Below are 25,434 nucleotides of genomic sequence, written 5' to 3' on the forward strand. Positions count from 1 at the left end.
CAGTGCGCTCCACGCCCCGACGGCGTCTCCCGGCGATCGCCACGATCCTCCTCGGCACCGTCCTCGGGCAGGGGCTCGTCGTGGCGATCTCGCCGCTCCTCACCCGGCTGTACACGCCAGCCGACTTCGGCACCCTCGCAGTGGTCACGGCGGTCGCGAGCATCCTCGGTGCCGGCGCGACACTCGGCACCGACCGCGCCCTGGTCGTCGCGCACGACACGGCGACGGCACGGGCGCTGGTCGTCCTGGGGCTCCTCTCGACACTGACCGTCGGCGCCGGGACGACCTGGGCGTCCTGGGTCCTCCGGCACGATGCGGCGCGGTGGTTCGCCGCCCCGGCCCTCGCAGAACTGTGGTGGGTCGTCTCGGTGACCGTCGTCGCCGTGGGAGCGCAACGGATCGCCTCGGCCGTGCTCGCGCGTCAGCAACGGCACGGTTCGATCGCCGTGCGCAACGCCTGTCAGGGCGTCGGTCAGTCCGTCTGGAACCTGACGATGGCCGTCGCCGGTCCGATCGGTCTGGTGGGCGGCCTCGCCGTGGGACGGATCGCAGCCCTGCTCGGGATGGTCCGGTTCCGGCGGGGCGACGCCGCGCGGACCACCCCGCGGACGCTCTCGGCCGCCGCTCGGGACCACCGGCGGTTCCTCCTCATCACGCCGTGGTCCTCCATGCTCAACGTCGTCGGGCAGCAGGCACCGTCGCTGCTCATCGCCGCCCTGCACGGCAGCGTCGCCGCCGGCTTCGTCGCCCTCACGATGCGGGTGCTCGGCGCTCCGGTCGGCATGGTCGCCGACGCCACCGCGCAGTACGCCGCCGGGGCGTTCGGCCTCGGCATCCGCTCGGCCGATCCGGTCCGCGGGCTGCTGGTCCGCCTCGTCGTGCGGTTGGCGCTCGCCGGGGCGGTGGCCGCGTTGGTGGTCGTGCTCCTCGGCCCGGCGGTGTTCTCGACGGTGTTCGGCCCGGAGTGGGCCGTCTCGGGGACGTACGCGCAGGTGCTCGTCCCGGCCTTCGCGATCCAGGTCGCGGTGTCGCCGGTCACGCAGTTGCTCTCGATGCTGCAGCGGCAGGGAGCGCAACTGGTCTGGGACGGAGCACGGCTCGCGCTGTCCGCCTCGGCAGTGCTCGTGCCGTCGCTGCTCGGTGCGCCGATGCCCGTCGTGCTCGTGTCGCTCGCCTCCGCGATGGCGATCTCGTACGCGGCGGTGCTCCTCCTCGTCCTCCGGGCCGCCCGGATCCACGACCGAACCGCACACGCCGCTCTGGACAACCGATCCGTGAAATGCGACATGTAGATAACTCGCTTCGTGGGCGAGGAGACCCCTAGCTTCGGGGCATGCCCCTTCGTCCCCGCCCGTTCGACATCGTGCACGTCTCGAGTGCACACCCGTGGACCGACAACCGCGTGCACCTCCGCGCTGCAGGGAGCGCGGCGAAGGCCGGGTACCGCACCGCCCTGATCGCCGTCGCAGCCGCGGGCGTCGGCGCCGATCGCGATTGGGACCAGCCCGACCCCGAGACCGGGGTGTACGTCCGCAGGCTCCCGGCACGACGCCGCGGGCGACGCGTCCTGGTGTCGTCCGTCCAGGCCGTCCGCGCGGCACTGTCTTCGCGGGCCCCGATCGTGCACCTGCACGACCCCGAGCTCGTGTGGGCCGTCCCCGTGCTCCGCGGCCTCCACCGGACGGTCGTCTACGACGCGCACGAAGACCTGCCGGCACAGGTGCGGGGCAAGGAGTACCTGGGCCCGGCCGCCCGCCGTGTCAGCACGGTCGCAGCGCACGCGGTGCTCGTCGTCGCGCGGCGAGCACGGACGGTGGTGGCGGCGACCCCGACCATCGCGCGCCGGTTCCCCGTCGACCGCACGGTGCTGGTCCGGAACGTCCCGCAGCTGCGAGCCGAGGACACGGCGGTGCGGTCGGTGATCGACCGCGACAAGACCGTCGTCTACATCGGGTCGATGAGCCGCGACCGGGGCCTCGACGTGCTGACCGGTGTCGCGTCGTCCCGGAAGCTCCCCGACGGCTGGCGTGTGCGGACGGCCGGACCCATCGACGGCGCGGTCGACCGCCGAGCCTTCGACGACCTCGTCCGCGCGCGCCGGATCGACCACCGTGGCGTCCTGCTCCCGAACGCCGCCCGCGACCTGCTGGTGTCCGCGCGCATCGGGCTCCTCCCGCTCTTCCCCACTCCGGCGTACGCAGCCTCGATCCCGACCAAGCTGTTCGAGTACTTGGCAGCAGGCCTCGCGGTCGTCGCGACGGACGTCCCCCTCTGGCGGGAACTCCTCGCCGGCGCCGACTGCGCGACGTGGGTCCCGCCGGGCGACCCAGAGGCCGTGGTCGCGGCGATCCGCCGGTACGACGAGGACCCCGAGCTCCTCCTGCGTCACGCGACTTCCGGGCGAGCCCTGGTACGCGAGCGCTTCCGCTGGGACCGCGAGGAACAGGTGCTCCTCGACCTGTACCGGTCGTTGTCCGGTGTGGCACCGATGCCGGAAGCGACCGGACGGTGACCCGCGGCACGTCGTCGCGTCCGCACATCAGTCGTCGTGACGCACTGCTCGGTGCGGCCAGCGCGATCCCGGTCGCGCTGCTCGCCCCCGCCGGGCGCGCGCAGGCGTCGCAGCCGCAGCCGCAGCCGCAGCCGCAGTCGCAGCCGCAGCCGCGGTCCGACATCGGCGTCGCGCGGCTGCAGGACGCCGTTGCCGCCGCAGACCCGGACGGCGTCCTCGTCGTGACCCGGCACTGGGTGCTCTCAGCGCCCGTGGTGGTCGACCGGCCACTGACGATCCGCTTCGTGGGCGGGTCGCTCTCCACCTCGCGCGACATCGATCTGGTGGTCGTCACGGCCTCGGGTGTGACCATCGTCGACGCTGTCCTCCGCGGATCGGGGTCGGACCACGCCGGCCTCGGCCGCGGGGTGCACATCGCCGGGACGTCGGCGCGACCGCTGCGGGACGTGCACGTCCAGGGCGCGGACATCCGTGACTTCCCGCACGACGGGGTGTTGCTCGAGCACTGCGGGGTCTTCAGCGTCGCCGACAGCGTGATCGCGGACATCGGGTACGCCGGGGTCCTCATGTTCTCGTGCACGGACGGCTCCGTGCTGCGCAACCGGATCGCTCGGATCACCCAGCCGGCGCCCTACCCGAACTCCTACGGGATCGAGGCCGTGCGGGCCACGACCACCGGGCTCGTCGAGGCGCCGCGGTCCGCCCGTGTCGTCATCGCCGACAACCACGTGTCCGACGTCCCCGCCTGGGAGGGCATCGACACGCACGGCGGGCAGTCCATCGCGATCTTGCGCAACCTGGTCGAGGACTGCCGGGTGGGCATCGCCGTCGTCCCCTCGAAGGACGAGTCGGACGCGAGTGCTACGAAGTACGCGCCGCTCGACTGTTCCGTCATCGACAACGTCATCCGGCGGACGACCCCAGGACCGGGTTCCGGCATCGTCGTCCGGGGTGCCGGGGAGACCGTCGGCGACGATGCCGAACGGGCGAACGGCATCGTCCGGGGCAACACCGTGACGGGGTACGGGGACGGCGACCGTGACGGCGCGGTCCTCGTGTACCTCACCAGGGACCTGCTGGTCGCACACAACCACCTGCCGAGCGGGGTCCGGCGCGGCCTCTCGCTGTACCACTCGAACGACGCGATCGCCCTCGTCGGCAACCGCATCGCCGGGCTGCGGAAGCAGGGAACGGCGACGTCGGTCGCGATCGACGTCCGCGCCACGGAGAACCGCGGGCACCTGATGGGCAACCGCTACGACGGCAGTGTCGAGCAGGGCGCCGTCTACGGGGTGCTGTGCCGGCAGACGGCGAACGACCTGGTGCTCGTGGACAACGACTGGGGAGCGACGACGACTGCGGTCGTGGCCGGTGCCGGAGCGGTGGTCCGCGTCCGCGAAGGCTGAGCTGCGCGGCGGTCGGAACCGTTCCGCGGCGCCCGCTCCCAGCCGCTGCGGGGTGCGATCAGCAGGATCAGCGTCCCCATCAGCAGCCCGTGCGAGAGCATCGCCGTGAAGATCGACGTGTTCGACAGCATGATGCTCGGCATCACCACCGCCATCGCCGCGACGCGCATCGGGAGCCCCCGGCTCGCACCGTCGAGGAACCGCAGCCAGACGAACAGCGCAGCCGCAGCGACGAAGATCCCGATCCACCCGAGGTTCGCGAACCCGTCGGCGAACAGGTTGGCGTTCGCGTAGCCCACCGAGCCGGGCACCAGGTAGTCGGAGATCCGTTTGGGTGGCGGCAGGTCGTAGGGGTAGTCGACCCAGGTACTGAGGAACGAGTAGCCGTACTTCGCGACGGGGTTGTCGGAGAAGTAGTCGACGTACACCGAGGACAGCAGCCCCGGCGTCAGCATGAAGCGGCGCGTGAACACCGACGTCCACGTGATGCCCCCCTGCACCTCGTCAGCGACGGCGGAGACCACCATGATCGCGAGCGGGGCACCGAGGAAGGCGACCGACCGCGCCGGCTTCGTCCCCCGGAACAGCACCGCCATGCCGAGGACGGCGACGAACGAGAACAGGACTGCCTTGAAGCCGGTGCTCGAGTACAGCAGGAACTGCCCGACCAGGGCGAGGACCACCAGCGACGGACGCCGACGGAAGATGCCCCGTGCGAGGAGGAGCGGGTTGATCACGTACGCCTGACCGGTCAGCAGGTAGCCGAGGGCACCGCCACTGCCGACGTCCGACGAGTAGTCGGCGCGGACTTCGTAGATGTCGTCGAGCGCCAGGAACCGGATGTGGATGCCGACCGTGGCCGCCATCAGCCCGTACGTGACGAGCGAGTACACCCAGCACACCGTCCACGTGAGCATGCCGCGGTCGATCCTGCGCGGACCGACGACGAGCACGTCGTCCGCTGGGTCGAGCTGCGCCGCCGGCGCCGTCGCGCTGCGCGGGGTGGCCAGACTGACCAGCGAGAACGCCGTGCCGACGGCTGCACTCAACCCGATCGCGGTGGCGGTGGACACGTACCCGGTCGAGACGCTCATGATCATCGTCGGGCTGACGCAGACGACGAAGATGGTCCAGAGCACGACGTGCGACGGCCGGACGAGCACCCGCGGCAGCGTCAGCGCCACGGTGGCCGTGAGCGTGATCACGACGAGCACCGCCTGCCACGAGGCGGGCACGAAGCCGTACCCGAGGTACGAGAACAGCGGCGCGACGAGGTTCGCCGAGATCCAGTTCATCGTCAGGCCGAGGAGCCCGACCGCGGCGAACACCCCGGCCGCACGCCCCACCGGCCGGGCGAGGGCGGCCCGGTCGATCGTCGCCTGCGTCACCGGGTGGCCGTCGCGCTCAGGCGCGCGGTGCGGACGCCGGGCAGGAGCTCGTCGTACATCGCGACGAGCCGCTCGGCCTCCGGGGCCCACGTGAAGCGTGCTGCGGCGCGCCGGGCCTCGGCACCGTGCCGACGGAGCAGGGCAGGGTCGTCGGCGTACCGGCGGATCGCCTCGGCGATGGCCGCCGGGTCGTCGGCGGGGACGAACGTCACGCACTCGACGCCGCGCAGCAGGTGTCGCCACAACGGGATGTCGGTGGCGATGACGGCGAGCCCGGCTGCCAGGTACTCGAACAGCTTCGTCGGGAAGATCTGGTCGGTGACGGGGGTCCGTCGGAACGGGACGACCCCGATGCGGGCGCGGAGGAGCAGGTCGCGTGCCTCCATCGGACCGACGACACCGCCGTGCACGGCCGAGCCGGTCGCCTCGGCGGCTCGCAGCCGATCCGTCGACGTCGCCCGGTCGATCGAACCGACCATCTCGATCCGCCAGTCCGCCGGGAACGACGGTTCCTCGACCACGGACGCGAGCACGTCGATCCCACGGTCGCGACTCAGGACCCCGACGTGCGCGACCAGGGCGGGGCGGGCCTCCAGTCCGAGCTGGGCGTCGTCCTCCGGACGCGCGAAGGGGAAGTTGTGGATCGCGATGCGGCGCGATGCCGGGAACCGGCGCCCCGTCCACTCGGTCGCCGTGACGACGCGGTGCGCCGTCCCGGCGACCCGCAGCAGGCCGTGCGACAGCCACGCGAACACGGCGCGCTGCCGGTGCGTCAGGTAGTCCTTGCCCCAGACCTGGTCGGGCAGGTCCTCGTGGGCGTCGTAGACGACGGTGCGACCGGCGAGCCGGAGCACCGGGATCGTCCAGATCAGCTCGGGATCGTGCAGGTGCACCACCTGTGCGCGCGAGCGCAGCGCGAGGACGAGTGCCTGTGTCGTCGACACGACCATGCGTCGGACGCGCGCTCGCCGCGGGATCCGCACCACCTCGACGGCCGTCGTTGGCGCGCTGAGGTCGGACGCGACGGCGATGAGCCGGACGCGGTAGCCGGCGGCGGCCGCTGCGGCGGCCTCGCGCAGGTGGACGCGGTTGTCGACCCAGGGGTGGGCGCTGGAGACGTGGACGATGTCGGGGTTCATGCTCGGGTTTCCTCGGGTGGTGCGCGGTGGTCGTGGGGAGGTCAGCGGGAGGCGACGGTGTCGTCGAGGACGCCCGCCAGGACGCCGGCGAGCCGGCGGTAGTCGTGCTCGCGGATGACGTGGTCGCGGCCTCGGGCGCCCATCGCGGCGCGTTCGTCAGCCGGCATCGCCGCGAGGGTCTCGATGCCCTCGGCGATCGCCTCGGGGTCGTCGGGTCGGACGTGGATGCCCGAGCCGGACGCGGCCACCGGTTCGAGCGTGACGGGTGCGCCGACGAGCAACGGGCGGCCGAGCAGCATGTACTCGTACTGCTTGTTCATCGAGACGCCGTGTCGGTACAGCGGCAGGTCGTGCATGTTGACGACCAGGCAGTCGGCCTGTCGGCCGATGCGACGCGCGTGGTCCTGCGGCACGCGTCCGTCCCAGATCACGGCGGTACCGGCCGGGAGGCGCGACGCGCGTTCCCGGAGCGCGGTGACGTCCGATCCGTCCCCGACCATGCGGAGCACCAGGTGCGGTCCGCCGCGAGCGGCGGACCGACGGCTGGCGAGCGCGAAGCCGTCGAGCACGGCCTCGAGGGCGTTGGCCGGGCCCATCGAACCGATGTAGGTGACCGTGAAGCGGTCGGTGTCGGTGTCGGTGTCGGTGCTCGTCGTTTCGGCGGCCGTGGTGTCTGGCTGGTCCGTCTGCTCGTCGATCGCCACGCCGTTCGGGATCCACGTGAAGGGGGTGGGCTGACCGCGGTCGGCGTAGTACCGCCCGACGCCCTCGAGTGGGGAGACGATGTGCGCTGCCCGACGGACGACGGCCCGCTCCAGTCGTCGGAGGACGCGGATCACCGGGTGCCGCTCGGTCATCCCCGCGAGCCCGAGTGCCGACTCCGGCCAGAGGTCGCGCGGCTCGAAGACGAACGGCACGTCCAGCCGTCGAGCGAGTATCGAAGCCGCCCACGCCGCCAGTGGGTGGAACGACCCACCGATCACGACGTCCGGGCGGGGGAGGCCCCGGAGCGTGCGCGGAGCCAGGAGCAGCGCGGTGAACAGGCCGATGTCGGCGACGCGGCGGATCGCGCGGCGTACGCCGGACCCGCGGTGGTCGACTCCGCGGAGCCAGCAGAACTCGTAGCCGTCGCCGGACCAGCGCTCGCGCAGCGTCGTGCCGCGGAGGTGCGAGCGGCCGGACGGGTGGTCCGTGCCGGCGGCGATGACCACCGTGTGCCACCCGTGCTCGCGGAGGCCGTCGGCCAGGTGCTGGTGCCGGGTCGCGCGCCCGTCGCGCTCGTGGTGGTGCGCGTAGTGGTTGACGATCCAGGCGGTCTTCACCGGGAGCCACCCGTCATCGCGGCCGTGCCCTCGAAGACGTCGGAGCTGACGTGGCCCGGCGCTGCGATGCCCTCTCGACGGAGCACGATGCCCACCGTGCGGAGCAGGATGCGCAGGTCGAGGCCGAGGGTCAGGGTGTCGACGTACTCGACGTCCGACCGGAGCCGCTCGGGCCACGGCAGCGCGTTGCGACCGCGGACCTGGGCCAGACCGGTCAGGCCGGGCAGGACGTCGTGTCGGCGGGCTTCCTCGGCGGTGTACAGGTCGAGGTACCGGCAGAGGGTCGGGCGGGGACCGACGAAGCTCATGTCGCCGCGCAGGATGTTGCAGAGGCTGGGGAGCTCGTCGAGGCTCGTGGACCGCAGGAACTCGCCGAACGGGGTGAGTCGGTCGGCGTCCGAGACGCGGCCGCGTTCCGGATCGGGTTCGAGCATCGTGCGGAACTTCAGGATCGTGAACGGCTCACCGTGGAGTCCGGGGCGGCGCTGGCGGAACAGCACCGGGCGGCCGAGCTTCGCGGCGACCAGGGCGGCGACAGCGGCGAGCACCGGAGCGAGTGCGACGAGTGCGACAGCGGCGCCGACGACGTCGAGGAGGCGCTTCGTGCGGAGGGTGTGTGTGCGGAGGGTGCGTGGACGGAGGGTGTGTGGGCGGAGGGGTCGTGGGCGGAGCATCGATCGGGTCCTTGTCATCGGTCAGGCGGGACGGGCGCTCGTGTACTCCGAGCGGTAGTAGGCGCTGCGGGACGCCTTGTGCTTCGTCTTGGTGAGGACGACGCCGGCGACCTGCTGACCGACGCGCGACAGCGCCTCGATCGCCAGACGCACGTCGGACGTCTTCGTCTGGTTCGCGGCGGTGACCAGCAGGGTCGTCGACACGAGGGTGCTGACGAGCGCCGAGTCGGTGACGGCGAGCACCGGGGGCGTGTCGACCAGCACGACGTCGAAGCGCGACGCCAGCTCGGCGAGGACCCGGGACATCGCCTCGGACCCGATGAGCTCGCTGGGGTTCGGCGGGACCGTGCCGGCGGGCAGGACAGCGAGACCGTCGACGCCCCAGTCCTGCAGGACGTCCTCGAGCTCGACACGACCGACGAGCAGGTCGGTCAGTCCGGCGGCACCCTCGATGTTCATCAGGGCGGCCACGTTCGGTCGACGGAGGTCGGCGTCGATGATGACCGTCCGGATGCCGCTCTTGCTCAACGCGATCCCGAGGTTGGCGGTGGTGGTCGTCTTGCCTTCGGACGGGCGAGCGCTCGTCAGGGCGATGGTCGGGGCGCCGCTCGTCCGCAGGAACTGGATGTTGGTGCGGAGGCTGCGGAAGGCCTCGGACCGGGCGGAGTTGACCTCGTCGCGGATGATCAGCGGCTGACGGGCAGCGTCGGTGTCGAACGCGATGTCGCCGACCACGGGCACGTCGACGTCGAGGTCCTCGCCCGAGCGGATCCGCGTGTCGACGGCGGCGCGGAGCAGGGCGAGGGCTGCACCGACAGCGAGGCCGCCGAACAGGCCGAGTGCGATGTCCGCGGCCTTCCGCGGAGCGATGGGGCTCGTCGGCACGGAGGCCGGTGTGACTTCTTCGAGCGTGACCGACGGCTTCCGGTCGGCGCCGGTCGGCTCGATCTGCTGCACCACGGTGGCGAGGCTCTTCCCGATCCGTTCGGCGATGGTGGCCGACGCCTTCGCGGAGTCGTCCTGCACGGCGATCTTGATGATGACGCTGCCCGTGTCGACCGACGTGGTGACCTGGGACGCGAGGGCAGCTGGCGTGGTGTCCAGGTCGAGCTCGTCGATCACGCCCTGCAGGACCCGGGGAGAGGCTGCGAGCTGCATGTAGGACTTGATCTTCTGCTGCGCGGCCGTCGACCCCTGCGCGATCTCACCGGCTGTCGCCGAGGTGACCCCGGCGACGGACACGTAGTACGAGGTCGACGACTGGTACGTCGGCGGCGTGATGGTGGTGACGACGAGGGAAGCGCCAGCCCCGATGAGCGTGGCGCCGGCGATGATCCACCAGCCCGAGAGCAGGGCGCGGATGACGGCAAGGTAGTTCAAGGAGGGCCTCCGGTCGGGTTGCAGCACCAGTCTAAAACATTACATGTGAAAGAACAATACGGCACGCAGAAGGGGACGGGGTCAGCCCCCGTCCCCTTCGTCACTCGCCGGTGGCGGAGCTACGGCCGGACCGTGAAGACGTTCGACGTGCGGATGTACCCGTCCTTGGTCTGCTCGACCTTGAAGCGGAACTCGGTCGCGGTGCGGGAGACCACGCGGTCGAAGGCCATGGTGCCGTTCGCGTCGACGGTGATGTCGTCCGGTGCGACGATCCGGGTTCCGGAGCCGTTCAGGATCCGGATCGTGGCATCCGGGTCGACGGTGCCGGTGAACGTGTTCGCGACCCCCGGAACCAGGCGCGACGGACCGGTGATCCGCGCCTGCGTGATCGGGGCAGCATCGATCGTGAACACTGCACTCGTGCGGACGTCGTCACCGAGCCGCTGCTCGATCTTCATGCGGAAGTTCGTGGCGTCGTTGCTGATGCCCCGCGTGAACGCCCACCGGCCGTTCTGGTCCGCGCGGATGGTGTTGTTCACGATCTGGGTGTTCGACACGTTCAGGACGCGGATCGTCGCACCGGGCGTCGCGGTACCGGTGAAGGTGTTCACCACGCCCGAGGACACGTACTGGTTGTCGACCGCGCCGGGCTTCCAGTCCTTCACGGCCTCGACGCGGAAGAGCTCCGAGGTCGCGGTCTTCCCGTCCATCGCCTGGACGACCTTGAACTCGAAGCCGGTGGCGCTCGCCGACATGGCACGGCTGAAGGACCACTTGCGGTCGGCGCCGACGGAGATGCCGTCGACCAGGACGGTTCCGGAGTTGTTGACGATCTGCAGCTGCGCGCCGGGATGCGCCGTGCCCTCGAACCTGTTCGTGGTGCCGGCGTTGTAGGTCTTCGTCGTCACCGTCACCGGCGCCAGCGTGCCCACGATGTCGCTGGCTCGGAACGCCACGATCGGGGAGTCCCCGTTGCTGCTGAGCTGCTGGCGGAACTCGATCTCGCCGTCGTTCTTGCCGTCGGCGCCGGTGAAGGTGGTGGCGCCGTTGGCGACGATGGTGCCGAGCCTGGTGAAGTCGCCGACCTGGGTGCGGTACTGCGCCGTCGCACCCGTGATGCCGGTGATCGTGTAGGTGTACTTCGTGTCGCCGTTCGAGTCGATGTACCGGGTCGCCCCGGTGACGGTCGGAGCGGGGAGCTGGTTCTTGATGTCCTCGACCGCGATCGACACGCGTTCGGACTGCTGTGCCGCGAGCCGGAGCAGCACGGTTGCGCCTCCGTGCCCACGATCGGTCGTGATGACGGCGGTTCCGTCCTCGCCGATCGTGCCCACGTGGGCGTCGTCGGGGTCCCTGTCGTTGAGCCAGACCTCCGCGCCGGCGGTCCCGGAGATCGTGTACTCGAACTTCGTGTCACGGAACGCGTCGGTGTACCGGTACGCGCTGCTCACCTCGGGGGCTGGAAGTGTCGCTGGGATGTCCGCGGTCTCGACGCGAGTGTTCCCGGAGACCTGCGAGCCGTCGCGCAGCTGGAGGGTTGCCCCTCCGTGGCCGCGTTGGGTGTCGATCACCACGGTGCCGCTCGCGCCGATGGTCCCGACCTTGGCGAAACCGGGGGTGCGGTCCTCGATCCAGACCTCGGCGCCGAGCGTACCGGCGACCGTGTACTGGAACCGGACGCCGCCGCCAACGGCGTTCGCGGCATGGCGGAGCGGGTTCGTGACGACCGGCGCGGGGAGCTCGGACGTGACGACCTCGGCCCCCGCGGACCCCGGGATCGTGGTGGCATCGGTCGTCGGCACCTCGGACGCGGAGGAAGCCGACGACTGAGCCTCCTCGGACGGTGCGGCGACCGCTGCGCCCGGGCCGAAGCCGAGGCCGGCGATGACGACCGCTGCTGTGAGCGTCGTCGCACCCACTGTGGTGAAGGTGCACTTGGTTCTGGGCATGGAGATGTGACTCTCTTTCGCGGGAGGTGCTGGATCCACCGATCGCAAGGTCTCGCTGCGTCGCGAGTCCGAGAGGCCGAGGCCGATCTGGCCCTCGGCCTCTCGGAGGTCACGGTGGTGATGGGGCCCTGCAGGGTGGGCTGGTGTCAGTCGGCTGCCTTGATGGTGTTCTGCTCGCCCTGGTCGTCGACCTTCGGTGCTTCGCCCGTGTAGGTGATGGTGTTGTTCGACCCGCTGAAGAAGACCTTCTTCGTCGAGGCGACCGAGATCGTGGCGTTGCTCGCCTCGACGGTGATGGTGCCGATCGTGCCGAGTTCGTAAGTGCGGTCCGAGCTGATGAGGTTCGCTGCGGCGCAGTCGTCCGTCGTGATCGTCTTCTTCGAGTCGGCGTTGTCGTCCCAGAGCTGCACGGCGCCATCGATGCACTCGTTGTAGGTGGTCTGGGCGGCCTTCGCGGTGCTGGAAGCCGTCGGCGCGGGGTCCTTGGCATCGGAGGGGCTGCACGCCGTCATGCCGAGTGCGGCGACGAGGGCGATGGATGCGGCCGCGAGACCGCGGGAGATCGTGGTGTTCATCGGGTTTCCTCTCTGGTGAGCGTGGGGGCGGCCCCTCCTCTCGCATACTGCGTGAGGAGGGGCCGCCGGAGGGTGCTACTTGGTGTCGGCCGGCAGGGTGAAGAGCTCGCTGAGCTCCGTCTTGCCGTTCTTGGTCTGCTCCAGGGCGAACCGGAACTCGGTCGCACCGCGCGAAACGGCACGGTCGAAGCGCCATTCGCCCTCGGAGTCGACCTCGAAGATGCCGGGGACGATCTGCGTGCCGCTGATGTTCAGCACGCGGTAGGTGGCGCCGGGCTCACCGGTGCCGGTGAAGGTGTTCACGACGCCGGGCGTGACCGCACGGTTGTCGACGGTCACCGGAGCCAAGCCCGCCGCGTCGATGGTGAACAGCTCCGACTTCTCGATCTGGCCGTTCTTGGTCTGCTCGATCACGAACCGGAAGTTCGGTGCGCCGTTGGAGACGACGCGGTCGAACGTCCAGTTGCCCGCGTTGTCCACATTGCGGATGTTGGGGACGATCTGGCTGCCGGAGATGTTGAGCACCCGGTAGGTGGCGCCGGGCTCACCGGTACCCGTGAAGGTGTTCGAGCGGCCCGGGGTGACCCGTTCCGGTGTGAGGACCTTCACCGGGGCGAGTGCCGTGGCGTTGATGGTGAACAGCTCGGACTTGGCGACCTGGCCGTTCTTGGTCTGCTCGATCACGAACCGGAAGTTCGATGCGCCGTTGGAGACGACGCGGTCGAACGTCCAATTGCCCTGGTCGTCGACGTCGCGGATGTCGGGGACGATCTGGTTGCCGGAGACGTTGAGCACCCGGTAGGTCGCGCCCGGCTCCGCCTTGCCCGTGAAAGTGTTCGAGCGCCCCGGGGTGACCGAGGCCGGACCGGACAGCGTGATGGGTGCCAGTTCGGCACGGCCCTCGACAGTCGCGGTCACGGTCACCCGGTCGATCTCGCGGTCATTGACCTTCTGGATCACGACGAGCTCGTTGTCCCCGACTTCGAGGCCACCGACGGTGAGGGACCAGGCGCCGGTTTCAGCGTTGGCGGTGGTCGATTCGTCGCCGATGGAGATCGCCGCGCCCTTGGTGGCCGTGCCGGACACGACCGCCGTCTTGGCGATGCTGTCGACGGAGTCGACCTTGGCGGTGAGGGCGGTTGCTGCCTTCAGCGTCGCGGTGCCCTGCGGGCTCGAGGAGCTGTAGGACGGCGGCGGGGTGAACAGACCGGTGATGGTGGTGTCGGCAGCGGGTGCTGCAGTCGCCTTGATCTTGAACGAACGGTCGGGCTGCGCCGCTGCCTGGCCGGTGAGGGTCTTGCCGGAGACGTTCGTGATCCGGAACGTGATGACCTGTTCACCGTTGCTGTTGTCGGCGGCGGTCCACTCGTGCTTCCACGTCGCACTCTCGTCCTTGGCGGGGAGACCGTTGGCGCGGTATCCCTTCGGCAGGGTGAGGGCCCAGGAGAACGAATCGCCGTTCTTGATGTCGATGCCGGTGTTCCCGGAGGCGGGCTGCGACTTCCACGTGACGGTGCCTTCGGTGCCGTTGGTGAAGACCGTGCCTGCGTCGGGGGCCGCGGTGATGCCGTGGAACCCGAGGGTGGTGGAGAGGTCCTGGATGTTGACCGTCAGCGTCTGGCGGTCGATCTCGGTGTTGTTGACCTTCTGGATGGCGGTGAGGGAGTTCGCGCCGTTCTTCAGGCCGGTGACCGTGAGGGTCCAGTCGCCGGCGGACTTGACGTCGGTTTCCTGGCTTCCGATGGAGACCTTCGCGCCGGGGGTCGCCTTACCGGACACGACCGCGGTCTTGGCGATGTTGTCGACGGAGTCGACCTTGGCGGTGAGGGCGGTTGCTGCCTTCAGCGTCGCGGTGCCCTGCGGGCTCGAGGAGCTGTAGGACGGCGGCGGGGTGAACAGACCGGTGATGGTGGTGTCGGCAGCGGGTGCTGCAGTCGCCTTGATCTTGAACGAACGGTCGGGCTGCGCCGCTGCCTGGCCGGTGAGGGTCCTGCCGGAGACGTTCGTGATCCGGAACGTGATGACCTGTTCACCGTTGCTGTTGTCGGCGGCGGTCCACTCGTGCTTCCACGTCGCACTCTCGTCCTTGGCGGGGAGACCGTTGGCGCGGTATCCCTTCGGCAGGGTGAGGGCCCAGGAGAACGAATCGCCGTTCTTGATGTCGACGCCGGTGTTCCCGGAGGCGGGCTGCGACTTCCACGTGACGGTGCCTTCGGTGCCGTTGGTGAAGACCGTGCCTGCGTCGGGGGCCGCGGTGATGCCGTGGAACCCGAGGGTGGTGGAGAGGTCCTGGATGTTGACCGTCAGCGTCTGGCGGTCGATCTCGGTGTTGTTGACCTTCTGGATGGCGGTGAGGGAGTTCGCGCCGTTCTTCAGGCCGGTGACCGTGAGGGTCCACGCGCCGGTCGAAGCGTTCGCGGTGGTTTCCTGGCTTCCGATGGAGACCTTCGCGCCGGGGGTCGCCTTGCCGGAGACGGTGGCGGTCTTGGCGATGTGGTCGACGGAGTCGACCTTCGCCGTGAGCGCGGTACTCAGCGGCCGGGTGACCTGGATGGATCGGCTCGCGGAGTACACAGAATCCGACATTCCCTGGGCCGCGGCCGAGGTGAAGTAGAGGGTTTTCGTCTCTCCCTCTGCCCAGTTCCAGTAGTTGTATCGAGTCCCGTCGTTGCCGATGAGGCTCGGAATACTGGGATTTGGGCTCAAGTGCACGGTTAGTAGGCAACGAGTGAAGTTGCCTTCGCAATGAGGGGTGCCATAGGTCGTGAAACCACCGGCATCGGCGTTTCGCACGCCGTAATTGGTCGGCGGCGTAACCGATACGGCATTGATCTGGTTGCCCGGTGACGACGTTCCGGGCACGGCGGAAGCGGCGGCGGGCCCGAAGGACAGCCCGCTCACGATGGTGGCGACAGCGAGACCCGCTGCGCCGAAGGACTTCAGGGCGGTGGTCGCCCTCTTCTTGCTTGACATGTGCATCTTTCAGGACGGGCCGCTCACGCGGCACTCGGGAGGATGTCCATGCAGCGGCTCGTGCCGCACATGATGTGCCAATACTAGCATGTGAAATATTCACAGAACGATCCGGCCTGCTGATAAGCGCGACCTGGGAGTTGAGTGGGATCGACGCAACTTCGGCCTCCCGGAGTTGACGCCAACCCAGTCCTGAGTAGAGTTGAGTCCATCGGACGCAAGTCCAACGACTTACCTCGAGCAAGAAGGAGCACCACACATGGGACGTGCAGTAGGCATCGACCTCGGAACCACCAACTCGGTCGTCAGCGTTCTCGAGGGTGGCGAGCCCACCGTCATCGCGAACGCCGAGGGCCTCCGCACCACGCCGTCGATCGTCGCCTTCACCAAGGACGGCGAGGTCCTGGTCGGCGAGACCGCCAAGCGCCAGGCCGTGACGAACGTCGACCGCACCATCGCGTCGGTCAAGCGTCACGTCGGCACCGACTGGACCACCGAGATCGACGGCAAGAAGTACACGCCGCAGGAGATCTCGGCCCGCACCCTCGGCAAGCTCAAGCGCGACGCCGAGCAGTACCTCGGTGAAGACGTCACCGACGCGGTCATCACCGTGCCGGCGTACTTCAACGACGCCGAGCGCCAGGCCACGAAGGACGCCGGTGAGATCGCCGGCCTCAACGTCCTCCGCATCATCAACGAGCCGACCGCGGCTGCCCTGGCCTACGGCCTCGACAAGGGCAAGGAAGACGAGCTCATCCTGGTCTTCGACCTCGGTGGCGGCACGTTCGACGTCTCCCTGCTCGAGGTGGGCAAGGACGACGACTTCTCGACGATCCAGGTCCGCGCGACCTCCGGTGACAACCGCCTCGGTGGCGACGACTGGGACCAGCGCATCGTCGACTACCTGATCAAGAAGTTCAAGGACGAGCACGGCGTCGACCTGTCCACGGACAAGATCGCCAAGCAGCGCCTCAAGGAAGCCGCTGAGCAGGCCAAGAAGGAGCTGTCGTCGCAGATGTCGGCGAACATCCAGCTGCCGTACCTGACGCTCACGGCCGAGGGCCCGCTCAACCTCGACGAGACCATCTCGCGCGCACAGTTCGAGCAGATGACCTCCGACCTGCTCGACCGCACCAAGAAGCCGTTCAACGACGTGATCAAGGAAGCCGGTGTCTCGGTCAACGACATCGCGCACGTGGTGCTCGTCGGTGGCTCGACCCGCATGCCCGCCGTGGCCGAGGTCGTCAAGCAGCTCACCGGTGGCAAGTCGCCGAACCAGGGTGTGAACCCGGACGAGGTCGTCGCCGTCGGCGCGGCACTGCAGGCCGGCGTGCTGAAGGGCGAGCGCAAGGACGTCCTGCTCATCGACGTCACGCCGCTGTCGCTCGGCATCGAGACCAAGGGTGGCCTGATGACGAAGCTCATCGACCGCAACACCGCGATCCCGACCAAGCGGAGCGAGACCTTCACGACCGCTGACGACAACCAGCCGTCGGTCGCGATCCAGGTCTTCCAGGGCGAGCGCGAGTTCACCCGCGACAACAAGCCGCTCGGCACGTTCGAGCTCACCGGCATCGCGCCGGCTCCCCGTGGCGTCCCGCAGGTCGAGGTCACCTTCGACATCGACGCCAACGGCATCGTGCACGTGTCCGCCAAGGACAAGGGCACCGGCAAGGAGCAGTCGATGGTCATCTCCGGCGGCTCGTCGCTGCCGAAGGAGGACATCGAGCGCATGGTCCGCGAAGCTGAGGAGCACGCGGCCGAGGACAAGGCCCGTCGGGAGGCAAACGAGCGTCGCAACCAGGCCGAGCAGCTCGTCTACTCGATCGAGAAGCTCATCAAGGAGAACGACGACAAGCTCCCCGAGGACGTCAAGTCCGAGGTGCAGGCCGACGTCGACGCGCTCAAGTCCGCGCTCGCGGGCGAGGACGAGGACGCCGTGAAGACGGCCTTCGACAAGCTCAACGAGTCGCAGGGCAAGCTCGGTCAGGCCATCTACAGCCAGCAGGACGCAGCAGCCGGTGCAGCCGGTGGCGAGCAGCCCGCTGGTGAGCAGCCGGCGGACGACGAGGACATCGTCGACGCCGAGGTCGTGGACGACGAGGACGACAAGGACAAGAAGTAACGATGACGGACCCCAAGGACAACGCGCCCAACGAAGACGAACCCCAGGTCGAGGGCGACGCCACGAACGCGGCCGAGCCCGAGGACCTCATCGAGGCGGAGGGGCCCGACGTCGAAGTACCGACCGACGGCCCCGCCGCCGGCGGCCCGGCAACGGACGCGGCGAACGACCTCTCCCCGGAGGACCAGGCCCTGCTCGACGACGCAGCCCGCGGTATCCAGGAGGACAAGCTGTCCGACACGGACCGCGACCTCGTCGCCGAGATGCGCGCGGACATGCTCCGTGCGCAGGCCGAGCTGGTGAACTTCCGGAAGCGCGTCGAGCGCGACCGTGAGGCCAACCGTGAGGTCGCCATCGCCGAGGTGGTGCGGGCCCTGCTGCCGGCACTCGACGACCTCACCCGGGCCGAGGCCCACGGTGACCTCGCCGAGGGTCCGATGCAGGTCATCGGCCAGAAGATCCGCGGGGGCTTCGACAAGTTCAAGCTCGTGCAGATCGGCGAGAAGGGTGAAGCCTTCGACCCGAACATCCACGAGGCGATCGTCCAGCTCCCGACCCCGGGTGCCACCGGCCAGACCGTGGCGGACGTCGTCGAGCCGGGCTACAAGCTCGGTGAGCGCGTCCTGCGTGCGGCCAAGGTCGCGGTGGCGGTCCCGGCCTGAGCCGGAACGGAAGGTAGGTACCAGTGGCCAGTCAGGACTGGTTCGACAAGGACTTCTACAAGGTCCTCGGAGTGTCGAAGGACGCGTCGGAGGCCGAGCTGAAGAAGACCTACCGGAAGCTCGCGCGGCAGTTCCACCCGGACTCCAACCCGGGTGACGCCGCGGCGGAGAACCGCTTCAAGGAGATCAGCGAGGCCTACTCGGTGCTCTCCGACAAGGAGCAGCGCCAGGAGTACGACCAGGTCCGCGCCATGGGCTCCGGCGCCCGCTTCACAGCGGGCGGCGGGGGCCAGGGCGGCGGCTTCGAGGACGTCTTCGGCGGGATGTTCGGGCAGCAGCAGGGCGGGGGCGGACAGCGCGTCCGCTTCGGCCAGGGCGGCCCGGGCGGTGCGGGCGGCTTCGAGGACATCCTCGGCGGGATGTTCGGCGGCGGTGGTGGCTTCGGGCAGACCTCCGGCGGCTACCGCGGCTTCGGTGGACCGACGAAGGGTCGCGACGTCACGGCGTCGACGACGCTCGACTTCACCACGGCGATCGCCGGCGACACCGTCAAGCTGTCGCAGGGCAACGGTCGACCGGTGAACGTCCGCATCCCCGCGGGGGTCGCGGACGGCCAGAAGATCCGGCTCCGCGGTCGGGGCGAACCCTCGCCCGACGGCGGCGAGGCTGGTGACCTGGTGGTCGCCGTCTCGGTCCGCAAGCACCCGGTCTTCGAGCGCGATGGTCTGAACCTGCGGGTGGACGTCCCCGTGACGTTCGTCGAGGCAGCCCTCGGCGCGACGATCGAGGTCCCGACGCTCGGCGGTTCGCCCGTCAAGCTGAAGGTCGCTCCCGGCACGCCGTCGGGTCGCGTCCTGCGCGTCAAGGGCCGTGGCGTCGCGACGAAGAACGGCACGGGCGACCTGCTCGCGACCGTCCAGGTCGCGGTGCCGTCGCACCTGTCGGACAAGCAGCGCGAGGCCGTCGAGGCACTCGCGGCGACCCTGCCCGACGAGAACCCGCGCGAGGACATCCTCGCCAAGGCGCGCGACTAGCGTCACGCAACCACAGCAGTAGACCGGCCTGGAGGAACGGCGCGGCTCCGTCAGGAAGCCGCACCGAGCCTCCAGGCTGGTTTTCACCCCACGCGAACGACGGAAGGAACACGCCATGACCGACATGGACGAGAACTCACCCGTCTTCGCGATCGCGGTCGCTGCGGAGCTGTCGGAGATGCACCCGCAGACGCTGCGGCAGTACGACCGGCTCGGCCTGGTCGTGCCCGGCCGGACCCGCGGCGGTTCCCGCCGCTACTCGATGCGCGATGTCGCGCAGCTGCGCGAGATCGCGCGCCTCGGCTCCGAGGGGGTGTCGCTGGAGGGGATCCGGCGCGTGCTCGACCTGGAGAACGAGAACAAGGACCTGCGCGACCGGGTCCGCGAGCTCGAGACCGCGTTGGCCGACCAGCTCATCAACCGGCCCGGCGCGCGCGTGTTCGCGGCGACGACGACGGGTGCCGCGGTTTCGCTGCGGGCCGGAGCGCGGCCGCAGCGGAACACCCAGATCGTGCTGTACCGCGGGCCGCGCTGACCCTGGGCGTGCGACGATGCCCCGGACCGATCGGTCCGGGGCATCGTCGTATCAAAGGGACGTCAACGGGGTGTCACCGGGTGTTTGCGTGGACGGTGAACAGCGACGTCGTGAACTCCGATCCGGAGACCGACACCGCGAACTTGAAGTCGAACTTCTTGGCACCGCGCGAGACGGCCCGTTCGAAGCTCCAGGTGCCCTCGTCGCTGACCGTCACCGGGTCCGCCACGATCTGGTTGCCCGAGGCGTTGAGCACGAGGAGCGTCGCCCCGGCGGGACCGGTGCCCTCGAAGGTGTTCACCTCGCCCGGGTCGACGGCCCGGGTGCTGGTCTCGATGGGCGCGAAGCCCTGGTTGGCGGCGATGCTGAACAGCTCGGACGGCTCCGGCCCCTGGTCGCCCTTGGTCTGCTCGATGATGAACTCGAAGCTCGTCGCACCGTTGGTCACGACCCGGTCGAACGACCAGTTGCCCGCGTCGTCGACCTGGTGCTCGCCGGGGACGATCTGCGTGCCCGAGGCGTTCAGGACGCGGAAGGTCGCGCCGGGTTCACCGGTTCCGGAGATGTGGTTCGACACCCCGGGGGTGACGGTCTGCGGGCCCGAGAGTCGGACCGCGGTCAGACGGCCGGTCTCGCCGGGGTTGATCGTGACCTCGGCGGTGGTGGTGTTGGCGCCCTTCGAACCCTGGACGACCCGCAGGACGTGCTCAGCGCGGTCGAGGTCCTCCGTGTCGACGAACCAGCGGCCGGTGGGCAGGACGCCCTCGGCGCTGCGACCGACGACACGCTCGCCGTCCGCGGTCACCTCGACCACGTGGATGGCCGACCCTGCTTCGCCACTGCCGGACATCGCGACCGAGCCGCCGCTGTGTGCGTCGCCGTCCCCCGGGGTGGTGAGGCTGACCGCGGTGCCGTAGTCGACCTCGCGCGTCACCTCGTGCTCGGTGTCGCGGGCCCCGTCGATGAACTGCGCAGCCGTGACTGCGATCACACCGCCGGCGTCAGGTGCCGGGATGGTGGTCTCCCAGTCGCCGCTGCGGCTGGCCGTGACCGACTCGCCCAGCTGCTTCCCCGCGGCGTCGTACAGCCGGACCTCGGCACCGGCCTGCGCCGTGCCGCTCGCCGTCACCGGAGCCGTCAGGTCGCCGGGGGTGAACGCCGCCTCGAACGTCAGCGGCGCGGTGGTCAGCGTCACCTCGAGTTCGGTCGACCCGGTCCGCTCCGTGCCCTCGTACTGCTCGAGTGCGATGGTGCTCGTGCCGAGCGGGAGGTTCGTGACGCGTGCCGTCCACTGCCCGTGCTCGTCGACCGCCTGCGGGTTCCGGCCGTCGATGAGGACGGTCGCGTCCGGCGTCCCCGTGCCGGAGATCTGGGCGCTCCGCGTCGAGACGTCGGTCGAGTCGACGCGGGCGCTGAAGTTCGGCGTGAAGTCCTCGGTGTTCGGCAGCCGGTCGGCGACGTTCTGGGACTGCAGGCGCATGACGCGGTCGGTGTTGAACAGGCCGAGGAAGCCACGGTTGTAGGTCGACTGCAGACCGGTGCCGATCGGGTTGTTCGAGCCGGTGTTCGCCGCGGTGCGGAACCGCTGCTTCGCCTCGCCGTCGACGCAGGTCTCGAGCGTGACCGGCGAGTAGCTCGTGATCGAGGCCGTCGCCGCCGTGAGGCACAGGTCCGGATCGGAGAGCGGCCGGACGGTGGTGACCGCCCCGGGGGCGGGGATGCTCCACCGGACGGCGGCAGCCCGCGCCGCGGCGAGGGTGTTCGCCCGGTTCGCCGGGATCTCCGCGCCGGCCGGTGCCGCCGACGGTGCACTGAACGTCGGGATCGACGCGTCACCGGCGAAGGCCGAGGTCTCGGTCACGAGGGGGCCGACCAGGGTTCGGCCCGACTCGTCCGCTGCCGCCGCGTTCGCCGGGGAGAGCCCGGCGGTCGCAGCGATCGTCAGGGCGGTCAGGCCGGTGGCGGTGAGTGCCACGCTCCTGCGGGGGTGTCTCTTCATCGATGTGTCTCTCTCGTCTCTGAGGGCGGACGGGCAGGCCCGTCGGTGTCCGGAGGGTCCGGATGGCACGCAACATATCAGGCGTGAAAACCCATCGCCTATCCGGCAACGAGAGATACAGAATGTGCCTCGTATGCTGGAATACCAACGAGTGGACAGTGTGCGGGGAGCGCCGTAGGGTCGCGCCTGCAGGGGTGAGTGACCGCCCCGCCGAGGGAGTGAACGTGGTGGATGACCAGAGGGGCCCGGCCGGACGGCTCCGTCGCCGGACACTGTTCGCGGCGGCGGCCGGTGGCGTCGGACTGACCGCGGTGGTCGCACTGCGGCGTCCGGCTGCGACCGAGGCAGCTGACGACGTCGGCACCGATGCCCTGCAGGCTTCGGTCGATGCCGTGCCCTCCGGAGGGGACTTCGTCGTGGACCGTGCCTGGAGACGCTCGCGGAGCCTCGTGCTCCGGCGGCCGCTCCGGATGCGGTTCACCGGTACCGGTGCGATCACGATGGTGACGGACGCGACCGCGATCGTGATCGAGGCGTCCGACGTCGAGATCGTCGACGCCGTGGTCACGGGCACCGGTGCCGACACCGGCGGCGCCGGACACGGCATCGCGGTCGTGGGCAGTCGTGGGGCGCCCTTGCGCGGCATCACGGTGCGTCGCGGCCGCTTCCACGACATCCCGCACGACGGCGTGCACCTCGAGTACTGCGACCGGTTCCGGGTCACCGGCACGACCATGGAACGGTTGGGGTACGCAGGCATCGTCGGTGTCGGAGTCGTCGACGGGCTGATCGACGGCAACGCAGTTCGGGATGTCCGGCAACCCGGCGACCGGGTGAACTCCTACGGCATCACCCTCACGCGTGATGCGCGGTGGGACCCCGTGCACGCTCGGCGATCGGCGCGGGTCCGCGTGACGGGCAACCGCATCACCGACGTCCCCGAGTGGGAGGGCATCGACACCCACGCGGGTGAGGACATCCAGATCCGTGGCAACGTCGTGTCGGGGTGCCGGGTCGGCATCGCCGCCGTGCCGTCGAAGGACCCGCACGACCGCGAACAGACGAGCGTCGCTCCGATCGGCATCGTGATCGCGGGCAACACCGTGACCAGGTCGTCCGACCTCGCACCGGGTTCCGCGATCGTCGTGAGCGGGGCGGGGACGACGGTCGGCTCCACCCGGCCGCGCGCGACGGGGACCGTGTCGGACAACGTCCTGACGGGTGGCGGTGGTGCTCCGGGCGAGGGTGGCATCCTCCTGAAGCTGACCCGGGGCATGACCATCGACGGGAACCGGATCGAGGCGAGCGTCGACAACGGCGTCTGTCTCGCGCACTCGAACGCGGCCGTCACGATCCGTGGGAACCGGGTCGTCGGTGTCGGTGGGGCCGGGGTGGGGGTGAACGTGCCTGCAGGCGCGAACGACGGGGCGATCACGGGGAACCACTTCGACTCCGCGCGGCGTGCGCTCGTCGTCGCGGTCCGCTTCGGGAGCGCTGACAACCACTTCGCCGTCCGGGGCAACACCTGGGGGACGGCACGGGTCCGGATCGCGAGTGGCGGGGCGAGGGTGACGACGGGCTGACGCCGAGGTGCGGGGTCAGGGCGCCGACGTACGGGGCCCGGAGCCGCAGCACCCCCGAGGCTGCTGGGCCTCGGGGGTGCTGTCGTCGTGGTGCTGTCGTCGTGGTGCGTGGTGCGTGGTGCGTGCCGCGTGGTGTGCTCAGCTCGCGGCGAGGGAGAAGGTGCCGGACTTCTTCGCGGTGCCGTTGACGGTCTGCTCGATCACGATGTCGAGCTTGGTGGCGCCCTTGGACACGACGCGGTCGAAGGACCAGGTGCCGTCGTCGGCGACCGGGTGCGTACCCGGGACGATCTGCGTGCCGCTGGGGTTCAGGACACGGAACGTGGCGCCGGGGGTGGCGGTGCCCGTGATGTGGTTCGAGATGCCGGGGACCACGGTCTTCGTCGTCACCGTGACCTCGCGCTCGGTGGCGGCGGCGAGGGAGAAGGTGCCGGACTTCGTCGCGGTGCCGTTGACGGTCTGTTCGATCACGATGTCGAGCTTGGTGGCGCCCTTGGACACGACGCGGTCGAAGGACCAGGTGCCGTCGTCGGCGACCGGGTGCGTACCCGGGACGATCTGCGTGCCGCTGGGGTTCAGGACACGGAACGTGGCACCGGGGGTGGCGGTGCCCGTGATGTGGTTCGAGATGCCGGGGACGACGGTCTTCGTCGTCACCGTGACCGGAACGGTCTCCTGCACCTCGGCGGTGAACGCGATGTCCCGCATGGCGGAGGTGCGGCCGTCGGCGGTCGTCTGCGTGAAGGCGAGGGTGTAGCCGTCGTGGGCGGAGAGGTCGGCAGTGGCCCGCCAGGTGGCGATGCCCGACCGGGCAGCCTTCGCCGTGGTGGTGAACAGCGGCTTGCCGTCCTGGTCGGTCGCTGTGATCGTCGCGCCCGCCTCGGCCGTGCCCGAGAACGCACGCTGACCGGGCACGTAGGTGTTCGTGTCCTGAACGCCGTCGACCTCGAGCAGGCGCGGGAGGGCCACGCGCTCGGAGACGCCGCTGTACTGCTGGCCGTTGAACGCGAGCGTGACCAGGTCGAGCTGCTTGCCGGTGGACTCCTTGCCGATGGTGAAGGACCACCCGCCGTCGTCGCCCGGGTAGCCCGCGACGACGCGGTCGCCGTCGAGCACCCAGATGCCGTTCGTCTTCTGACGCTCGCCGATCACCTGGACCCGGCCGTCCGGGTGCACGTGCACGTCGCGGACGACCGGCGGCGGGGTGGTGCGGTCTTCGCCGAGCGGGCCGAGGTCGACCGCGGTCGTCGCGGACGGCACAGCGCCGGACTTCGCGACGAGCAGCACGGTCTCGCCGACGCGGTCCGCGGGGACCAGGATGCTGAAGCTCCCGTTGGCCGGTGTGGTCGACGCGATCGGAGTGCCGTCCTCGGTCTGCACCTCGACCGCCGTCGCGCGTGTGTGGACGGAGCCGCGGAGCAGGTACTCACCGCTCAGCCGACGGTCGAGGGCGCGCAGGACCGGGGCGGGTGCAGCGGACGACTCGAAGGCGACGTGGTCGATCGACGTCGTGCGACCATCCGTCGTCGTCTGGCGGAAGGTGATGTCGTAGGTGGCGTCCGGCGCGAGAGCAGTGCTCGCCGTCCACGAACCGAGCGCTCCGCGTGCCGGACCGGCCGAGGTGGTGAACAGCACGGCACCCGAGGCGTCGGTCGCGGTGATCGTCGCGCCGGCCGTCGCCGAGCCGGTGAAACGGTTGGTTCCCGGTGTGAACCGGTTCGTCTCGCGGAGACCGTCGACCTGCAGCGTGCGCGGCATCGCGATGCGCTCGGTCCTGGACGATCGGCCGTCGGGAGCGCGGTGGACGCGCACCAGGTCGAGCTGTGCGTCCTTGTGGCGGTCCTGCGCGAACAGTTGGAACAGGCCGCCGTCGCCGATCGATCGGTCGACGATCTCGTCGCCGACGAGCAGGTAGACGTCGTCGCCGCCCGCGGTGCCCATCACCGACGACGACCCGACCGTCGTGTTCGTGATCGAGAGGACGCGCGGTGCGGCGAGTGCGGCGTCGACCGGGATGTCGTCGACGGGCGAGGCGGTGACCGCGGACGAAGTCGAGGGCGTCGTGGCCGGGGCGGCCGTGGCGGCGAGGGGAACGGCGAGACCGGCGCCGAGGGTGGCGACGAGGACCGTGCAGGTGAGCGCCGTCGCGCGGAAGGGGGAGGGTGCCATGAGGACTCC

At 70.0% G+C, this 25,434-nt stretch carries 17 protein-coding genes; 8 read left to right on the plus strand and 9 right to left on the minus strand.

The genetic code is table 11. The features are described 5' to 3' along the window. Positions 1 to 2 precede the first annotated feature (2 nt). Genes EDF53_RS10475 through EDF53_RS10485 form a run of 3 tightly spaced genes read left to right on the plus strand, consistent with a single transcriptional unit; the run spans position 3 to position 3,918 of the window. Positions 3 to 1,292, plus strand: coding sequence for a lipopolysaccharide biosynthesis protein (locus tag EDF53_RS10475; RefSeq protein ID WP_185021007.1), 1,290 nt, complete (start codon positions 3 to 5; stop codon positions 1,290 to 1,292). A 41-nt stretch (positions 1,293 to 1,333) separates the two neighbouring features. Next, positions 1,334 to 2,512 (plus strand): glycosyltransferase, encoded by a 1,179-nt coding sequence (locus EDF53_RS10480; RefSeq protein WP_123293520.1) that lies wholly within the window; start codon positions 1,334 to 1,336, stop codon positions 2,510 to 2,512. Then, entirely contained in the window at positions 2,509 to 3,918 is a 1,410-nt protein-coding gene (locus EDF53_RS10485) for a right-handed parallel beta-helix repeat-containing protein (protein ID WP_185021008.1), read from the plus strand. Before EDF53_RS10480 ends, EDF53_RS10485 begins: the two co-directional genes overlap by 4 nt. 1,384 nt (positions 3,919 to 5,302) lie before the next feature. On the opposite strand, the gene EDF53_RS10490 is transcribed toward EDF53_RS10485, so the two are convergent. From EDF53_RS10490 to EDF53_RS10520, 7 genes are all read right to left on the minus strand, one after another. Further along, a complete protein-coding gene (locus EDF53_RS10490) occupies positions 5,303 to 6,445 on the minus strand; it encodes a glycosyltransferase family 4 protein (RefSeq protein ID WP_123293522.1) in 1,143 nt (380 codons plus the stop codon). Positions 6,446 to 6,486: 41 nt separating this feature from the next. Beyond that, positions 6,487 to 7,767: a glycosyltransferase family 4 protein gene (locus tag EDF53_RS10495; RefSeq protein WP_123293523.1), complete on the minus strand. Its 1,281-nt coding sequence runs from the start codon at positions 7,765 to 7,767 to the stop codon at positions 6,487 to 6,489. Beyond that, the gene (locus tag EDF53_RS10500) at positions 7,764 to 8,441 is read right to left on the minus strand and encodes a sugar transferase (RefSeq protein ID WP_123293524.1); all 678 of its coding nucleotides are present in this window, start codon (positions 8,439 to 8,441) and stop codon (positions 7,764 to 7,766) included. Before EDF53_RS10500 ends, EDF53_RS10495 begins: the two co-directional genes overlap by 4 nt. Positions 8,442 to 8,462: 21 nt before the next feature. Next, on the minus strand, positions 8,463 to 9,821 hold the full coding sequence (locus EDF53_RS10505; protein WP_148058315.1) for a polysaccharide biosynthesis tyrosine autokinase: 1,359 nt from the start codon (positions 9,819 to 9,821) through the stop codon (positions 8,463 to 8,465). 119 nt (positions 9,822 to 9,940) lie between these two features. Beyond that, on the minus strand, positions 9,941 to 11,770 hold the full coding sequence (locus EDF53_RS10510) for a hypothetical protein (RefSeq protein WP_148058316.1): 1,830 nt from the start codon (positions 11,768 to 11,770) through the stop codon (positions 9,941 to 9,943). A 146-nt stretch (positions 11,771 to 11,916) separates the two neighbouring features. Beyond that, positions 11,917 to 12,345, minus strand: a complete 429-nt coding sequence (locus EDF53_RS10515) for a DUF3060 domain-containing protein (RefSeq protein WP_123293527.1) — start codon at positions 12,343 to 12,345, stop codon at positions 11,917 to 11,919. A 75-nt stretch (positions 12,346 to 12,420) separates the two neighbouring features. Then, positions 12,421 to 14,931: a hypothetical protein gene (locus EDF53_RS10520; RefSeq protein WP_148058317.1), complete on the minus strand. Its 2,511-nt coding sequence runs from the start codon at positions 14,929 to 14,931 to the stop codon at positions 12,421 to 12,423. A gap of 646 nt (positions 14,932 to 15,577) precedes the next feature. Here EDF53_RS10520 and dnaK point away from each other — a divergent pair. From dnaK to EDF53_RS10540, 4 genes are all read left to right on the plus strand, one after another. After that, a complete protein-coding gene (gene dnaK / locus EDF53_RS10525; RefSeq protein ID WP_123293529.1) occupies positions 15,578 to 17,443 on the plus strand; it encodes a molecular chaperone DnaK in 1,866 nt (621 codons plus the stop codon). Positions 17,444 to 17,445: 2 nt separating this feature from the next. Beyond that, positions 17,446 to 18,105, plus strand: coding sequence for a nucleotide exchange factor GrpE (locus EDF53_RS10530; RefSeq protein ID WP_123293530.1), 660 nt, complete (start codon positions 17,446 to 17,448; stop codon positions 18,103 to 18,105). 23 nt (positions 18,106 to 18,128) lie between these two features. Beyond that, positions 18,129 to 19,139 (plus strand): DnaJ C-terminal domain-containing protein, encoded by a 1,011-nt coding sequence (locus EDF53_RS10535; RefSeq protein WP_123293531.1) that lies wholly within the window; start codon positions 18,129 to 18,131, stop codon positions 19,137 to 19,139. A gap of 124 nt (positions 19,140 to 19,263) precedes the next feature. Further along, on the plus strand, positions 19,264 to 19,674 hold the full coding sequence (locus EDF53_RS10540) for a heat shock protein transcriptional repressor HspR (RefSeq protein ID WP_123293837.1): 411 nt from the start codon (positions 19,264 to 19,266) through the stop codon (positions 19,672 to 19,674). A gap of 73 nt (positions 19,675 to 19,747) precedes the next feature. On the opposite strand, the gene EDF53_RS10545 is transcribed toward EDF53_RS10540, so the two are convergent. Beyond that, complete coding sequence (locus tag EDF53_RS10545) at positions 19,748 to 21,673, minus strand: hypothetical protein (RefSeq protein WP_148058318.1); 1,926 nt, start codon at positions 21,671 to 21,673, stop codon at positions 19,748 to 19,750. Positions 21,674 to 21,897: 224 nt separating this feature from the next. On the opposite strand from EDF53_RS10545, the gene EDF53_RS10550 reads away from it, so the two are divergent. Further along, on the plus strand, positions 21,898 to 23,256 hold the full coding sequence (locus EDF53_RS10550) for a right-handed parallel beta-helix repeat-containing protein (RefSeq protein WP_185021009.1): 1,359 nt from the start codon (positions 21,898 to 21,900) through the stop codon (positions 23,254 to 23,256). A 138-nt stretch (positions 23,257 to 23,394) separates the two neighbouring features. Here EDF53_RS10550 and EDF53_RS10555 read toward each other — a convergent pair whose 3' ends face one another. After that, positions 23,395 to 25,425, minus strand: a complete 2,031-nt coding sequence (locus EDF53_RS10555; protein ID WP_123293534.1) for a hypothetical protein — start codon at positions 25,423 to 25,425, stop codon at positions 23,395 to 23,397. Positions 25,426 to 25,434 lie beyond the last annotated feature (9 nt).

This window comes from Curtobacterium sp. PhB78 (assembly GCF_003751685.1).
In the GTDB taxonomy this organism is placed as follows: domain Bacteria; phylum Actinomycetota; class Actinomycetes; order Actinomycetales; family Microbacteriaceae; genus Curtobacterium.